This is a genomic window from Microbacterium sp. SORGH_AS_0888, from assembly GCF_030818905.1.
Taxonomy (GTDB): Bacteria; Actinomycetota; Actinomycetes; order Actinomycetales; family Microbacteriaceae; genus Microbacterium.
The window spans coordinates 3111275-3125871 of sequence record NZ_JAUTAZ010000001.1 but is presented as its reverse complement, the minus strand read 5'-3'; the positions used below and the strand labels follow the sequence as shown (position 1 = coordinate 3125871).

General features: G+C 68.6%; 13 protein-coding genes, 1 tRNA gene and 1 pseudogene. 10 read left to right on the top strand and 5 right to left on the bottom strand.

Annotated features, from left to right (window positions below):
- The 7 genes from QE381_RS15185 (at position 1) to QE381_RS15155 (ending at position 6134) form a co-directional block, all read left to right on the top strand.
- Positions 1 to 2451: a hypothetical protein gene (locus tag QE381_RS15185; RefSeq protein ID WP_307219486.1), complete on the top strand. Its 2451-nt coding sequence runs from the start codon at positions 1 to 3 to the stop codon at positions 2449 to 2451.
- A gap of 32 nt (positions 2452 to 2483) precedes the next feature.
- Positions 2484 to 2906, top strand: a complete 423-nt coding sequence (locus tag QE381_RS15180) for a hypothetical protein (protein WP_307219484.1) — start codon at positions 2484 to 2486, stop codon at positions 2904 to 2906.
- A 53-nt stretch (positions 2907 to 2959) separates the two neighbouring features.
- Positions 2960 to 3033: transfer RNA gene (locus tag QE381_RS15175), tRNA-Pro, on the top strand.
- Between the two features lie 412 nt (positions 3034 to 3445).
- The gene (locus tag QE381_RS15170) at positions 3446 to 3871 is read left to right on the top strand and encodes a hypothetical protein (protein WP_307219483.1); all 426 of its coding nucleotides are present in this window, start codon (positions 3446 to 3448) and stop codon (positions 3869 to 3871) included.
- A 109-nt stretch (positions 3872 to 3980) separates the two neighbouring features.
- Entirely contained in the window at positions 3981 to 4313 is a 333-nt protein-coding gene (locus tag QE381_RS15165; protein WP_307220565.1) for an ester cyclase, read from the top strand.
- A gap of 106 nt (positions 4314 to 4419) precedes the next feature.
- Positions 4420 to 5670, top strand: a complete 1251-nt coding sequence (locus tag QE381_RS15160) for a hypothetical protein (protein WP_307219482.1) — start codon at positions 4420 to 4422, stop codon at positions 5668 to 5670.
- Positions 5667 to 6134: a hypothetical protein gene (locus QE381_RS15155; protein WP_307220604.1), complete on the top strand. Its 468-nt coding sequence runs from the start codon at positions 5667 to 5669 to the stop codon at positions 6132 to 6134. The genes QE381_RS15160 and QE381_RS15155 overlap by 4 nt, the downstream gene beginning before the upstream one ends.
- A gap of 20 nt (positions 6135 to 6154) precedes the next feature.
- Here QE381_RS15155 and QE381_RS15150 read toward each other — a convergent pair.
- The 3 genes and pseudogenes from QE381_RS15150 to QE381_RS15140 form a co-directional block, all read right to left on the bottom strand.
- Positions 6155 to 6283 (bottom strand): annotated as a pseudogene (locus QE381_RS15150) (IS5/IS1182 family transposase); the annotation flags it as partial.
- A 664-nt stretch (positions 6284 to 6947) separates the two neighbouring features.
- The gene (locus tag QE381_RS15145) at positions 6948 to 7799 is read right to left on the bottom strand and encodes a flavin reductase family protein (RefSeq protein ID WP_307219481.1); all 852 of its coding nucleotides are present in this window, start codon (positions 7797 to 7799) and stop codon (positions 6948 to 6950) included.
- Complete coding sequence (locus QE381_RS15140) at positions 7796 to 9022, bottom strand: acyl-CoA dehydrogenase family protein (RefSeq protein ID WP_307219480.1); 1227 nt, start codon at positions 9020 to 9022, stop codon at positions 7796 to 7798. The genes QE381_RS15145 and QE381_RS15140 overlap by 4 nt, the downstream gene beginning before the upstream one ends.
- Before the next feature lie 210 nt (positions 9023 to 9232).
- Here QE381_RS15140 and QE381_RS15135 point away from each other — a divergent pair, with 210 nt between their 5' ends.
- From QE381_RS15135 to QE381_RS17965, 3 genes are all read left to right on the top strand, one after another.
- Positions 9233 to 10192: a LysR family transcriptional regulator gene (locus QE381_RS15135; RefSeq protein WP_307219479.1), complete on the top strand. Its 960-nt coding sequence runs from the start codon at positions 9233 to 9235 to the stop codon at positions 10190 to 10192.
- Between the two features lie 253 nt (positions 10193 to 10445).
- Positions 10446 to 11711 carry an ABC transporter substrate-binding protein gene (locus tag QE381_RS15130; protein ID WP_307219478.1) on the top strand — a complete coding sequence of 422 codons (1266 nt, stop codon included), beginning with the start codon at positions 10446 to 10448 and terminating at the stop codon, positions 11709 to 11711.
- On the top strand, positions 11692 to 11988 hold the full coding sequence (locus QE381_RS17965; RefSeq protein WP_373426996.1) for a tyrosine-protein phosphatase: 297 nt from the start codon (positions 11692 to 11694) through the stop codon (positions 11986 to 11988). Before QE381_RS15130 ends, QE381_RS17965 begins: the two co-directional genes overlap by 20 nt.
- On the opposite strand, the gene QE381_RS15125 is transcribed toward QE381_RS17965, so the two are convergent.
- Positions 11910 to 13283, bottom strand: a complete 1374-nt coding sequence (locus tag QE381_RS15125; RefSeq protein WP_307219477.1) for an L-serine ammonia-lyase — start codon at positions 13281 to 13283, stop codon at positions 11910 to 11912. The genes QE381_RS17965 and QE381_RS15125 overlap by 79 nt on opposite strands.
- Positions 13283 to 14593, bottom strand: a complete 1311-nt coding sequence (glyA, locus tag QE381_RS15120) for a serine hydroxymethyltransferase (protein WP_307219475.1) — start codon at positions 14591 to 14593, stop codon at positions 13283 to 13285. The genes QE381_RS15125 and glyA overlap by 1 nt, the downstream gene beginning before the upstream one ends.
- Positions 14594 to 14597: the final 4 nt, after the last annotated feature.

The window sequence follows — 14597 nt, the reverse complement described above, 5'->3', positions numbered from 1 at the left end:
ATGAAACGCGTGCTGATCGCCCTGCTCCTCGCCGCGACCGTGGTCGTCGGCGGCGCCGTCGTGCTCACCAAGTCGGCCTCGGCCGCCTCCCCCGGTGCGGGGTTCGGCGCCTGGGAGCCGGTGTCGGCGTACGGATGGCACGGTTCGATGCGCGTGAACGGCATCGACACGTACTGCATCTTCCCCGGCCGCCCCGTGCCGACCGGGGAGAGCGTCGACCACGGGCTGTCGTTCGACGCGGCCGGTCTCGACCCGCAACGGCTCACGGCGATCAACATGCTCGTCTCCCGCTACGGGCAGACGAGCGACCCGGTGCAGGCGGCGAGCGTGGGATGGGCGGTCAAGGCCATCGCCGACTGGGACGAGACGCTGCACACCTTCGGCTATCCCGGCGACTCGCTGCAGGGCGCGATCCACTGGACGTTCTCGGCCCTCGCCCCCGCGCAGGATCAGGCGGTGCAGGATCTGGCCGCCGCGTACTACACCGAGGCGATGGCGCAGCCGGCAGGCCCGGCGCAGGGCTCGGGCCGGCTGGAGTTCACCGCGGATGCCGCCGACTCCGGGCGCGGGACCGTGACGGTGCATGCGGATGTCGCGGCTCGGGGAACCGTCACGCTCGAGAACGCGGTCTTCGCCGACACCGGATCCCCGGTCCGCGAGGACGCGACCGCAGGGGCGACGTACGAGCTCATCGCCACTCCCCCATCCGGCGCAGCGACCTACACGGTGCGCGGCTCGGGCACGCTCCGCGGCGGGTTCCTGCCTGCCGTGCGCTACATGACGACGCCCGGCGGGCAGGACACGGCCGGCCCCGGCGGCGAGCTCGAGTTCCCGGTCGCCGGCGAGGACGCCACGCCCCGCGACATCCGCTTCGCGCCGCAGATCTCGACTCAGGTCGTGTCGCGCTATGTGCCGGGCGGCCGCTACATCGACGACGTCAGCTTCTCGAGCGCGAAGGGCCCGTGGGCCCGCACCGCTGACGGCGGCTATGCGCCGGTGTCCGCGACCGCATCCGTGTACCGCACCGCGACGGAGCCGCAGCTCGCCGACACGGTGCCCGCGGACGCCGAGGAGGTGGGTGCGCTGACGGTGACGACGGACGTTGTCGGCGGGCCGGAGGTGCCCTACCGGGTCGAGTCCGAGTGGCAGCTGCCGGGGCCTGGGTTCTACACGGCCGTGTGGCGGATCGAGCACGACCGGCAGACGGCCGGGACACAGGCGGTGCTGGAGCCGGGGTACGTCTGGGTGGAACGGTTCGGCGAGGTCAGCCAGGTCACGGCCGTGACCGCCGTGTCGTCGGCCGCGGAACCCGTCGTCGCCGTGGGAGCCTCGATGAGCGACGTCGTGATCGTGTCCGGCGCGGTGCCGTCGGCAGGGCTCGATGTCTCGACCGAGGTGTTCCGCGTACCCGACGGCGTCGTGGCAGGGGACGCCTGCACCCCGGAGAACAGCCTGTGGCGGAGTGAGAGCATCCGGATCCATGCTGCGGGCTCGACCTCGTTCACCGCACCGGCGGTCCCGGACTTCGGCACCTACGTGTGGCGCGAGCGTGCGACGGACACCGAGGGCGTGCTCGTCCACGAGGGGCTGTGCGGAGTCGAGGAGGAGACGACGCGGGCGCCCCGCCCGACGGTGACGACGACGGCTCAGGCATCGACCGGGCTCGGCGGCGAGGCGCGGGACGTGGCGACGGTGGCCGGCCCGATCCCGGCGACGGGTCCGACCGAGATCACGTTCGATCTCTACCGCTCGCCCGGCGGTGAGCCGGCGGCGGCGTGCACACCGGAGACGCTCGTGACGTCGACGGCCGCGGTGACCGTGATCGGTCCGGGCGAGGTGGCCTCGCCCGGAGTGCGGCTGCACGAGACCGGCACCTACTTCTGGATCGAGAGGCTCTGGCACGGCCCCGCCGGTGGCGAGCGCACGCTCCTTGCGGAGGGGACGTGCGGCCAGCCGAATGAGACGACCGTGGTGACCGCGCCGGAGGTGGCGACTGTCGCGGATGAGCGCGTCGCCGTCGGCGCCCCCTACGCCGACACGGCGACCGTGACCGGTCTCGGAGAGGGAGCGGATGCCGAGCTGGTGTTCACCGTGTACCGATCCTCGGGCGATGCGCCCGTGTGCACGGACGAGACCCGTGAGACGGTCACCCCGCCGATCGCCGTGACGGGACCGGGCGAGTACCGGTCGCCCGAGGTCTCATCGCGGGATGCCGGGGTGCGCCACTGGATCGCCGAACTGCGCTACCGCGCCGCGCCCACGGCGGAGCCGCTGGTGGTGCACCGCGGCACGTGCGGCGAAGCAGGCGAGACGACCCGCGTCGACCTGCTGGCTGCGACCGGACCGGACGCAGCGGTGGTCGGCGGGGTCGCAGGTGTCGGAGGTCTCTCGGCGCTGATCCTCGGCGGCATCGCCCTGTGGGTGCGGCATTCCCATCGCGCACGGCCGTGACAGTGCACAGGGGCGCGGGGCACAATGGAGGCATGCTCGTGACCGTCGAGGTGATCAGCGTTGTCGTGGCCATCTGCGCCGCTGCGATCGCGCTCCTCGGTGGCGTCGGCTCACTCCTGGCGTGGGCGCTGCGGCGGATGGATACGCGGTTCGAGAAGATCGTCGCCCGGTTCGACGAGGTCGATGCGCGGTTCGAGAAGATCGATGCGCGGTTCGACCGGGTCGACACCCGGTTCACGAAGATCGACGCCCGGTTCGACCGGGTCGACACCCGGTTCACGAAGATCGACGCCCGGTTCGACCGGGTCGACACCCGGTTCGAGAAGATCGAGGGAGACATCAGCGACATCCGGAAGGAGACGTCGGATGCCCGAAAGGACCTCTCCGACGTGAAGATGTCGGTGAGCCGCCTGGAGCTCGCCCAGCCTCGCCTTCTCCTGCCGCCCCACCGCTGAACGGCACCGATTCGTCCCGCGGCGCGGAACACGGTAGAGTTGGAGGGTTGCCACGGGGTGTGGCGCAGCTTGGTAGCGCGCTTCGTTCGGGACGAAGAGGCCGCAGGTTCAAATCCTGTCACCCCGACCGTAACGAATAAGGGATCGGCCCGCAGGGTCGGTCCCTTACTCGTTTGCGCGAGGGGTTGTTCAGGCGGGCCCCTGTGACGGAGGCTCCGCACGCCGCGAAGCGGCGGGTGGAGTGTCACAGGGCGCACCCCGACCGTAACGAATAAGGGATCGGCCCGCAGGGTCGGTCCCTTGTTCGTTTGCGCGAGGGGTTGTTCAGGCGGGCCCCTGTGACGGAGGCTCCGCACGCCGCGAAGCGGCGGGTGGAGTGTCACAGGGCGCACCCCGACCGTAACGAATAAGGGATCGGCCCGCAGGGTCGGTCCCTTGTTCGTTTGCGCGAGGGGTTGTTCAGGCGGGCCCCTGTGACAGAGGCTCCGCACGCCGCGAAGCGGCGGGTGGAGTGTCACAGGGCGCACCCCGACCATGTCATGGATGTTCCAACCTTCGGACGAAGAGTTCGACTGAAGGGACAATCTGCCTGGCACCCCCACGGTGACCGGCACATTCCAGCTCTTCCCGCCGGGCAAGGACTACCCCTGCGATACGACCTCACCATCGTCCACCACGGACAGCACATCTGGGCGCTGACCGGGATCAAAAGCCACGTCGGCCACGGCCCGATCGCACGCTACCGCGCCTCCACCCGCGTCGTCTTCGATGTGCAGTCAGCCGACGGTGCGACCGCATTCCGCGCACACCTTCGCATCCTCCCACAGGACGTCCTCCGTAACGGCTTGTCGATCCGCGGCACCGGCTTCACCCTCACACGGCGACGGCGCGCGTTGTTGCGCTTCTGCGTCGTGTTCACCCGCGGGCTGCTAGCTCGACGAATCTCCCAACGAAAAGAGCTTTGATGGATGACGTCACGCACCGCATCGCCAATGACTGGGGCGCCTTGTGGAACGGCGACCTCAGAGCGACGGACCGCATCGTGGCCGAGGGCTTTACCTCGCACGCGCACCGCTGACAGGCGGCGAACCCGGAGAATCTGCGGGCCGATCAGCGCTGAACGGCTGGATCAACGGCATCCACAGTGTCCTCAGAGGTCTGCGCTTCACGATCCAGCTCGGACCGTTCCGCGACGACGACATAGTGGTGCTGCGGTGGCGCGCAAACGGCGCCTACGTCGGCGGCATTCCCGGCGCGACGGCCGCGGTCGGTCGGGCGGTGAACTTCTTCGGCACCGACATCCTCCGAGTCGAGCAGGATGGCCTCATCCACGACTACTGGGCAAACGCCGACAGCCTGTGGTTCGCGCAGCAGATCGGTCTCGAAGTCGGTTCCCACGGGCGGTGACTGCGGATAACCGCGTCATAGTCCGCCCTCCACGCACTCTCTCTCATGACGCCACCACTGCGAACATCACTCACACGTCCACGGTCGAACAATGGCGTCCTTAGCCGTGGGCACCTGGAGCATCATGAAAAGCCATACACCATCCTTCACCCGCCGGAGGCTCGTCGGGCTCGCCGCCGTCGTCCTGGCATGCATCGCCGCGGCTCCCGCATTGTCGCCCTCGGCCGCTTCTGCCGCGACAGCGCAGCGCGCCACAGAGGCGACGATCGACTCCCTAGAGTTCACGCAGCAGAACGTCACGTCGGGATCGGCTGCCGAGCTGAGCGGAACATGGTCGTTGCCCGACGATCCCGCCACTCCCGCAGGCTTCACTATCGCTCTCCCCGAAGCGCTCCAAGGCAGATCGGACGGTTTCCCCCTGCTCGACCCGTCCGGAACCGCAATGGGTCAATGCACCGTGACGAACACGGCATTGGACTGCGTCTTCGACGACGGCTACCTCACAGCACACCCGCGTGACCTGCACGGGTCGTTCACGTTCTGGGTGACGGTCACCACCGAGACCACGCAGTCGACGACCGAGCGGTACTCGGTCGCGGGACGAACCGTCACGATCACGGTGGATCCCGCACCGACCCCGGGACCGGGCCCCGGCGCGTGCACGACTGACTGCGCCTTCACCGGACGGGAGAACGGAAAGTGGGGCTCCTACGACGCTGCGAACGGCGTGACCGACTGGGTCGTGCAGATCGGATCGGGCCGCGACGGCCTGCCCGATGGCGACACGGTGACCGTCACCGACCGCCCGGGACCCAACCAAGAACTGCTCAACGAGTACAACGGAACCACCTACGCCCAACTGTGGGAATCCTCACGCCTTGTCGTCGACGGAGGTCGAGAGTTCCCTAGCTATTGGGCACCGGCGGATCCCTCGACCTACACTTCCACGGCGTCGTCGGTGACATTCACCGCCCGCGCCGGACACTACTACGACGTCCACTTCATGACCCGTGTCACCGACCAGGGCGTAAGCGGCACCTACACGAACAGCGCCGACATCGCCGTAGAGGGCAGCGACACCGTCCCAGTCACCGGCACGGTCGTCCGCCAGGGCGGCGGCGGAAACGGGAGCGGCACAACCGCGCCCCCCATCCCTACCCCTATCCCGACGCCGACGCCGACCCCGACTTCCACGCCGATGCCGAGCGTCGGCATGCCCGCCCGGACGGGCGCGACCCTCGCTGCCACCGGCTCGAGCATGGGCGTTGTCGCTCTCCTGCTGCCATTCGGCCTTCTGGCACTGACGACCGGCGCGCTTCTCACCACACGACGTCTGAAGGATCGAGGCTCGCGATGAGACCCGATGCCCGAATCCTCAGCGTGCTCGATGCCCTTCTCAACAACCGCGACATCTCGGTCGATGACGCCGTAGAGCAACATTTCTCAGACGACTATCGCCAACGCACTGACGGCGTCTGGAGCGACCGGGCGGGGTTCGTCGAGCACATCGCGCACCTACGAGAGATCATCGATCGAGCCGAGATCGAGGTCCTCGACGAGCTCGTGTACGACAGGTCATACGCAGATCGACACCGGGCGCACATCACCAGGATCGACGGCACCATCGTCGTCCAGGAGGTGTACCTCTTCGGCGCCCTCGCCGACGACGGACGGTTCACCGAAGTCCACGAAGCAACACACATGATCACCGGGACTGATGCAGACCGCGACATCGGAAACGCGCGAGCGGACCATAAGCCAGCGCGGCACGTCTCTAAGGGTGTTGGTGCTGCCTTCGACCTCGGCCCGCCGCTCCGATGAAGCTCAGCCTGTTGTCCTGTGAGCCAGTGACGTGTCGCGGCGAGGCAGAGCCCGGCGTAGTGATTGCGGGCGAGCTTGTCCGAGCGCATGGCGATCCCGCGCCATTGCTTGAGCTTGTCGAAGCGCCGCTCGACGACGTTGCGGCCGCGGCAGCGGGCGCGCTGGACTGTCCGCTCAGGCGCGCCATGCTCGAGAAGCAGGGCCTCTAGGAGGCTCATCCGGCAGGGCCGTCGTTGTGACTCGCCGTGCTCGTACTGCGCTGCCATCTGCTGAATCTGATCGTCGGAGACGGCCGGCTTCCTTGGCCCACGAGCACGGACTAGCTCCCCCGCCCCGACCAGCAAACGCTGTACCTTGCTTGGACTGAGGCCATGCCGACCGCTGATGACTGCGAGCGTCTCCCCTGCCCGATACGACGCAACGATCTCATCTCTAACCGCCAGAGGGACGGCCTCGGGATCCTCACGTGTGAGTTCAAGACGCTAAGGCGACGAGCACGCCGCGGAACCGGTCCACTCGCCGCCGGACCACGTCGTGCGGGCTGCGGGTCGGCCAGTCGGCGGAGCTTCGCCACCCCTGTCGAATTGTTCGAGTACCTCTGAACCAGCCCTACCGTGTTGGCGCTCCTCGAACATTCATCTTTTCGAGAAGCCACGTACGCGGATTACCGCCCCGCGGGTGGGCGTAGCGCTACATCTGCTGCCTTCAGGGCCAGCCGGATCGTGTCCTGCTTCAGCGACATCTGCGCTGCAACCTGTGACAGCGACCGCCCGGAGTCGTAAAGCGCTGCCGCTTTCGAGACCTGCTCGGAAGTTAGGGACTGCGCCGCACCATCACGTTCGCCTCCCGCAAGACACTGAGGATGGTTGACTTGGCCACCCCATAATCAGTCGCAAGCGTCGTAGACATCTCCCCCGCCTCGTACCGCTGTGCCACTTGGGCTCGCTCCGACGCTGTCAACCGCTTCCATCGACGCACCGTCGGCGACGTCGGCTCAGCTCGAACAACCGACGACTCAGACAGGATTGATGCCAGCTTCGCGCGGTCCACACCGGTTGCTGAACTTTGGGAACAGAGGGCAACTAGGCCGACCGTAATGAGCAAGGGATCGGGGATCAGCTTCTCGACGTGTCGCCGACCCCGGTGCCAGGACCGGTTGAAATAGACCAGGCCTTGTCGATCTCCGTACGCCTCCAGATGGTCGTCGTCCACGCTCGACTCGATTCCCTCGGCGACGATCACGGTGGATCCGCCGGCGTCGAGCCGGTGCAGCACGCGTGCTCTGATCCAGGCACGCGCCTCGTGGAACACGGGCTCGCCCGTCTCGAGTCGAGACCATCGCACGGTGTCCGCAAAGCGATCGATGCCGCGTGCGGCCCCGAGCTCGGCGAGATCCTGACCCTCCGCGTCGAGGAGGTGCACGACGACCGTTCCAGCGGTCCGGAGCACCGGCGTGCTGGAGGAGAGCGCGGAAACCGAGAACATGAGGATGGGCGGCTCTGCGCTCACGGATGCCAGCGAGCTGGCGGTGAGCGCGACAGGCCCCGTTCCCGAGTCGGCGGCGATCAGTGCGACGCCTCCGGGGTGCAGCCGGAACGCCAGCTTGAAGTCGTCGGGGGTGATCGGCCTGCCGGGGGCCGCCGTCGGTGTCGTCGCAAGGCTCATGCCGATCCCTCCTCGATGGCTGCGGAGAGATAGCGGACGGAGGCCTGACGCCAGTTCAGCGTCACATGGGAAGCGACCATCTCGGCATCCCTCTTGGCACGAGACGCGTAGTGGGCGGGGAACCCCGCCTTGGCTCCGACGATCATCTGCAGCCGCTGCGTCGCCTCGAGCGCGACGCGCGCGACCAGGGAGTTGTCACGGATCTGGATCGCCAGATCCTTCTCGCTCGGTGAGATGTGCTGGGCCGCTTGCTCGGCGGCGACGCGGCTGCGGTACTCGACTTGGCGCTGCGCCATCTCCAGCTCTCCCATGATGTCGGCGAACTCGGTGGCGATGTAGTCCTGGTCGGCAAGACGTACGCGCCCACCGAGGGCGTTGGCCACACGGCTCGAGGACCCTGCCGTCGCGGCGAACTGGTCCGAGGCCCCGAGCGCGGCGCCCAACCCGACCCCGGCGAACGAGAATCGTCCGTACGACGGCCACGGAGCGTACAGCGCGTCGAACGTCGGATGCAGCGACCTGCGCTCCTGAAGCTTGTCGACCGTCTCGGACGTCTTCATGATGCGGTGATCGGGCACGAACACGTCGTCGACGACCTTGGTGCGGCTGCCCGTCCCCCGCAGACCCGTCGGCGTCCAGTCGTCGACCGTCCCCACGTCCTCCCGCGGGAGCAGGAACATGTGGCCCTCACCGTCCTCACCGACCGGCGCGTTGAAGATGAGCCACTCGGAGAAGTCCGACCCGCTGCAGAACCCCCAGCTGCCGGAGAGGCGGTATCCGCCCGAGACCCGCTCGGTCTTCGCCTTCGGGTTGAGGTTCGTGTTCCCCGCGAGAGTCGCGTAGCTGTCGTCCGCCCAGATCTCGTCCTGCGTCTGCTCGGGATACGACAGGATCGCCATGTTGTCCGAGCTCAGGATCGAGACGACCCACGCCGTCGAGGCGCACCCCTTCGCGAGCTCCATGACGACGCGGGCATGCTCGTGCTCGGAGAGCTCCAGCCCGTGGTACTTCTTCGGCTTCAGGATGTGGAGGAGGCCGGCCTCCTGGACCGCGCGGTACACCTCGTCGGGAATTCGCCGCTCCTCGTCGGTGCGCACCGCGTGTTCGCGGAGGAGGGGGACGAGGTTCTTCGCGGCGCTGACGACGTCGTCGGCAGTGAGATTCGCGTCTGGCGGAGAGCTGGGGTTCTCTCGCGTCATCGCTGCCGGAGCGATCGTGTTCATTTCATCTCCTCTGGTCGCCATCGGCCGTGCGGCTCACGTGGCCGCGTCGGACGACGTTGTCCGGTTCACTCGACATCCGAAATCCGATGTCCCTCCGATGGTGCGCGGGCCCACTAAACCTGGTCAACCTCGCTAATTCTCTTTTCTTCCACGACTGAGCCGGTGATACCGTCTGGTCTCGACAGGGTGCGTCGATGTCAAGGAGGACGTATGCATTCCGAACGCGCAGGACGCGGCACGGCCGGACTGGAGCGAGGCGACCCGCTCAACTGGAACGACTTCTCGCTACGTCAGCTCGCCCATTTCGTGGCGATCGCGGAGACGGGAACCATCAGCGGCGCGGCCGAACGCCTGTTCATGTCGCCCTCTGCGCTGGCGGCATCGCTGGCGGAGCTGGAGCGGTCGCTGAACGCGAACCTCTGCGTGCGACGACGTTCGCACGGAGTGACGCTGACACCCGTGGGGCGGGTCGTGCTCCGGGGCGCGAAGACGCTGCTCGGGGACGCCTCCGAGCTCAGCTATCTCGCCCGTGGCAATGCGGCCGAGCTTGTCGGGCCGCTCGTCGTCGGCTGCTTCGTGACCCTCGCCCCGACCGTCCTGCCCCCGTTGCTCGAGGCCTTCGAGGCACAGCATCCGAAAGTGACCGTGGACTTCGTCGAAGGCGACCAGATCACACTGCAGGAGAAGCTCATCGAGGGCGAACTCGACATCGCCGTCATGTACGACCTGGACATCACCGCAGACCTCGCCGCCCTCGTGCTGTACGAGCCACGCGCCTACGCGCTCTTCGCCACAGACCATCCGCTCGCTTCAGCGGAGTCGGTGAGCCTCGAGCAGCTGGCCGTCGAACCGCTCGCGCTGTTCAATCAGCCGCCCAGCGCCCACTACGCGATGTCGCTCTTCAAGAACCGCGATCTCGTGCCGCTGGTGAGGCACCGCACCCAGACCCTGGAGCTGACGCGGTCCCTCGTCGCCCGGAACCTCGCCTACGCGATCCTCGTCCAGCGCCCACGCAACAAGTCCAGCTACGAAGGGCGTTCGATCGTCGAGAAGGAGATACGGCCGGCGGTCGAGGCGTGTCCCGTGATCCTGGCGTGGCCCCGCGACGCAACCCCCTCGCCGCGCGCGCGAGCGTTCGCCCAGCTCGCCCGCGAGCAGTACGCGAGCTGAGCGACGCGCGAGCGACACCATCCACGTCTCCGTCGCGACGAAGCCGGGGCTGCAGCGCCCGGGAAGGCCGCACCCCGCCTGGATGCCCGGTTTTTCCGCGCTTGTTGAACGATTTGTCTCGATTGACCGAACAACCCTCCGCTTCCCAGGATGACACCGGAGCCACCTCCAACGTTTCGCCGATGGCGGCGGGGCGCAACAGACCTCGGGTGATGTGGGTGACCGAGGTGAGATCACAGAAGGCAAAGGTGCCATGAAGATCACACATACGTCGTGCCGCGCGACCGTCGCGGTCGTATCGGTCCTGGTGACAGCGGTCACCCTGAGCGGGTGCGCTCGCGATGGGAGCGGAGGACCGGGTTCCAGCGGCGCCGCGTCCTCCCCCGGCATCACCGACACCACGATCACGCTCGGCATCACCTCGCCGCTGTCGGGAAGCGCGGCCGGCGTGGGCAACTGCGCGGTGGACGGCGCTGTCGCCTACTTCGACGCGAAGAACGCCGACGGCGGCATCACGTTCGGCGACGGCAAGCAGCGCAAGGTCGAGATCAAGACCTACGACGACGGCTACGACCCCCAGCGCGCGGCCGCGAACTATCAGCAGATGAGGGCCGACGGGGTGTTCGGCGGCGTGCTCAGCCTGGGGACCCCCACCAACCGTGCGTGGCGCGAGGCGGCGATCGCAGACCAGTTCCCGCAGGTGCTCGTGCAGACCGGCGATCCGATCTTCAGCGACCCGGCGCAGAGCCCCTGGCAGCTCGGGCTTCTCCCGATCTACCAGCAGGAGGGCAAGGCGTTCGGCGAGCTCGTGAGGAAGTCCGGCTCGACCCACCAGGTCGCGGTTCTCTATCAGAACGACGACTTCGGGAAGGGATACGTCGAGGGGTTCAAGGAGGCCATCGCGGGGGCATCCAACGTGACGATCGTCAAGGAGGCGGGCTTCGAGACGACCGCGACGGACGTCAACGCCCAGGTGACGGACCTGGCCTCCACCGACGCCGACATCTTCTTCAACGCGATGTCGTCGTTGGCGCCCCTCGTCGTCGGCTCGCTCAAGCAGGCGAGCGCCATCGGATGGCATCCCGATGTCTTCCTGCCGTCGACCTCGTCGAGCCCGGCGCTGATCGCGCCCTCGGGCGTCGCCGACACCTTCGCGGGGATCTACACGTCGTCCTCGTCCCAGTCGATCGCCTCCCCCGCGGTGCAGGCCGGCGACGACGGCAAGAAGTTCCTCGACGCGCTCCACACCTACACCAGGCAGACGGATGTCCCGGCGTTCCCGCAGTGCGTCTGGAGCTGGATCGGGAGCTCCATCCTCGAGAAGGCCTTCTCGTCGATGACGGAGCCGAACCGCGACGGCTTCATGACCGCGCTCCGCTCCATCTCCGGCTTCGAGGCGCCGTTCCTCCTCCCCGGCAGCACGATCGACACCACGAACAGCGACCTCCCGGCCATGAGCGGCGTCGTCATCCAGAAGTTCACCGGAAACGGCTACGCACCTGCCGAGGACTTCTCCTGACACCGGTTCGCGCAGCGCGACGGAGCGCGCCTCCCGTCTGAGCCTCATCGACGAGAACCGCCAGGGCGCCGCGCTGTTCCCCTGCACGACGGGCAAGGACCGCACCGGCTGGGCTGCGGCGTCGCGAGGGGCTAGGGCTGAGTGCCGACGACCTGCGGACCCTCCGAGGGAGGTCCTGACCCCGGCCGCCGCGCCGGATCAGCACTCCACGACGTTGACGGCGAGGCCCCCACGGGAGGTCTCCTTGTACTTCGCCTTCATGTCGGCGCCGGTCTGACGCATCGTGCGGATGACGTTGTCCAACGACACGATGTGGGTGCCGTCGCCCCGCAACGCCGTGCGCGCCGCTGTGACCGCCTTGACCGCGGCCACGCCGTTGCGCTCGATGCACGGGATCTGGACGAGACCTCCGACCGGGTCGCACGTCATGCCCAGATGATGCTCCATGCCGATCTCGGCGGCGTTCTCGACCTGTCGCGGGGTCCCGCCCAGGACGGCGGCGAACCCCGCGGCAGCCATCGAGCAGGCCGACCCGACCTCTCCCTGACATCCGACCTCGGCGCCGGAGATCGATGCGGTCTCCTTGTAGATCGAGCCGATCGCGGCCGCTGTGAGAAGGAACGTCACGATGCCGTCCTCGTCGGCGCCCGGCACGAACCGACGGTAGTAGGCCAGCACGGCGGGGATGACGCCCGCCGCCCCGTTCGTGGGCGCTGTGACGACGCGTCCGCCGGCGGCGTTCTCCTCGTTCACGGCCATCGCGAACAGGGTCAGCCAGTCGGTGCCGCGCAGCGGATCGGGAGAGTCCACCTCCGCCCGCAGCTGACGCGCCAGGTCGGGCGCGCGACGGGGCACGCGCAGGCGGCCCGGAAGAACCCCCTCGGTGCGGATGCCGCGATCGATGCATCCGCTCATCACGTCCCAGATCTCCAGGAGCCCGCGCCGCACGTCAGGGGCCTCACGACGTGCCCGCTCGTTCTCGAGCGCGATCTCGGCGATCGACAGTCCCGACTCCTCGCAGCGGGCGAGCAGATCGTCGGCGGTGCGGAAGGGATGGGTCGCGCCGACGTCACCGGCCGGTGCGCCGGGTGCGCCGGCGTCGCCGTCGGCGACGACGAACCCGCCGCCGACCGAGTAGAAGGTGCGCTCGGACAGCACCGCGCCCCGGGCGTCCCACGCCGTCAGGACCAGGGCGTTGGGATGGAAGGGCAGGGAGCGCCGCCCGTCGAGCACGACGTCGGCATCGACGTCGAAGGGGACCGGGGATCGGCCCAGGAGCCGCAGCACACCCTCGCGACGGATCCGCTCGTCGATGTCGCGCATGAGCTCGAGATCGCAGCTCTCGGGCCGCTCCCCCGCGAGACCCATGAGCACGGCGCGATCCGATGCGTGGCCGCGACCGGTGGCCCCGAGCGAGCCGAGCAGCTCCACCCGGAGCCGGGCGACGTGAGCGTCCAGCCCCGCGTCGCCCAGCTGGCAGACGAAGGTCCTCGCGGCACGCATCGGGCCCACGGTGTGGGAGCTCGACGGCCCGACACCCACCGAGAACAGCTCGAACGCGCTGACGACCATCAGCGCACGTCCTCGTAGAGCGGATACGCGGCGGCCAACGCCGAGACCCTCGCTCGCAGCTCGGCGATGCGCTCCGGTGCGAGGTCTGCGCGCAGCGCCTCGGCGATGATCTCCGCGACGTCCGTGAAGGCCGCATCGTCGAAGCCGCGCGTCGCGAGCGCGGGTGTGCCGATCCGCAGCCCCGACGTCACCATCGGCGGGCGGGGGTCGTTCGGCACGGCGTTCCGGTTCACCGTGATCCCGACCTCGTGCAGCCGGTCCTCGGCCTGCCTCCCATCGAGCGCAGAGGCCACCAGATCGACGATCAGCAGGTGCACGTCCGTGCCGCCGGTGAGCACGCGCACGCCCTCTGCGGCGACGTCCGGCTGAGTGAGACGGCTCGCGATGATCTGCGCGCCGCGAAGCGTGCGGCGCTGACGGGCGGCGAACTCCTCCCCCGCCGCGATCCCGAACGAGACCGCCTTGGCCGCGATGACGTGCTCGAGCGGCCCGCCCTGCAGGCCGGGGAACACCGCGCGGTCGATGCGCTTGGCGATGTCGGGATCGTCCGTCAGGATGACGCCGCCACGCGGCCCGCCGAGGGTCTTGTGCGTCGTCGAGGTCGTCACATGCGCGTACGGCAGCGGGCTCGGGTGCACGCCCGCGGCGACGAGGCCGGCGAAGTGCGCCATGTCGACCCACAGGTAGACGCCGACCTCGTCGGCGATCTCACGGAAACGCGCGAAGTCGAGGTGGCGAGGGTACGCCGACCACCCGGCGATGATGAGCCTCGGCCGCCTGTCGCGCGCGAGCGCGGCGACCTCGGCCATGTCGATGTAGCCGTCGGCGCCCACGTGATACGCGACGGCGTCGAAGGCCTTCCCGCTGTAGCTCAGCCGCATCCCGTGCGTGAGGTGCCCGCCGTGGGCGAGATCGAGACCGAGGATCGTGTCGCCGTGCTCGAGCAGGCCGAACAGCACGGCCGCGTTCGCCTGTGCGCCCGAATGCGGCTGCACGTTGGCGTAGGCGGCGCCGAACACCCGGCACACGCGCTCGATCGCGAGACGCTCGATCACGTCGATGTGCTCGCAGCCGCCGTAGTACCGGCGGCCGGGGTATCCCTCCGCGTACTTGTTCGTGGCGACCGAGCCCTGGGCCTCCATCACCGCGAGCGGGGCGAAGTTCTCGGACGCGATCATCTCCAGGGTCGTGCGCTGACGTTCGCGCTCCGCGTCGAGGGCGGCGGCGATCTCCGGATCGATGTCTGCGAGCGGAGCGGTGAGGAGGGCAGCGGCGCGCGACGCCGCAGGACGGACGGTCTCAGTGGGCATGGTG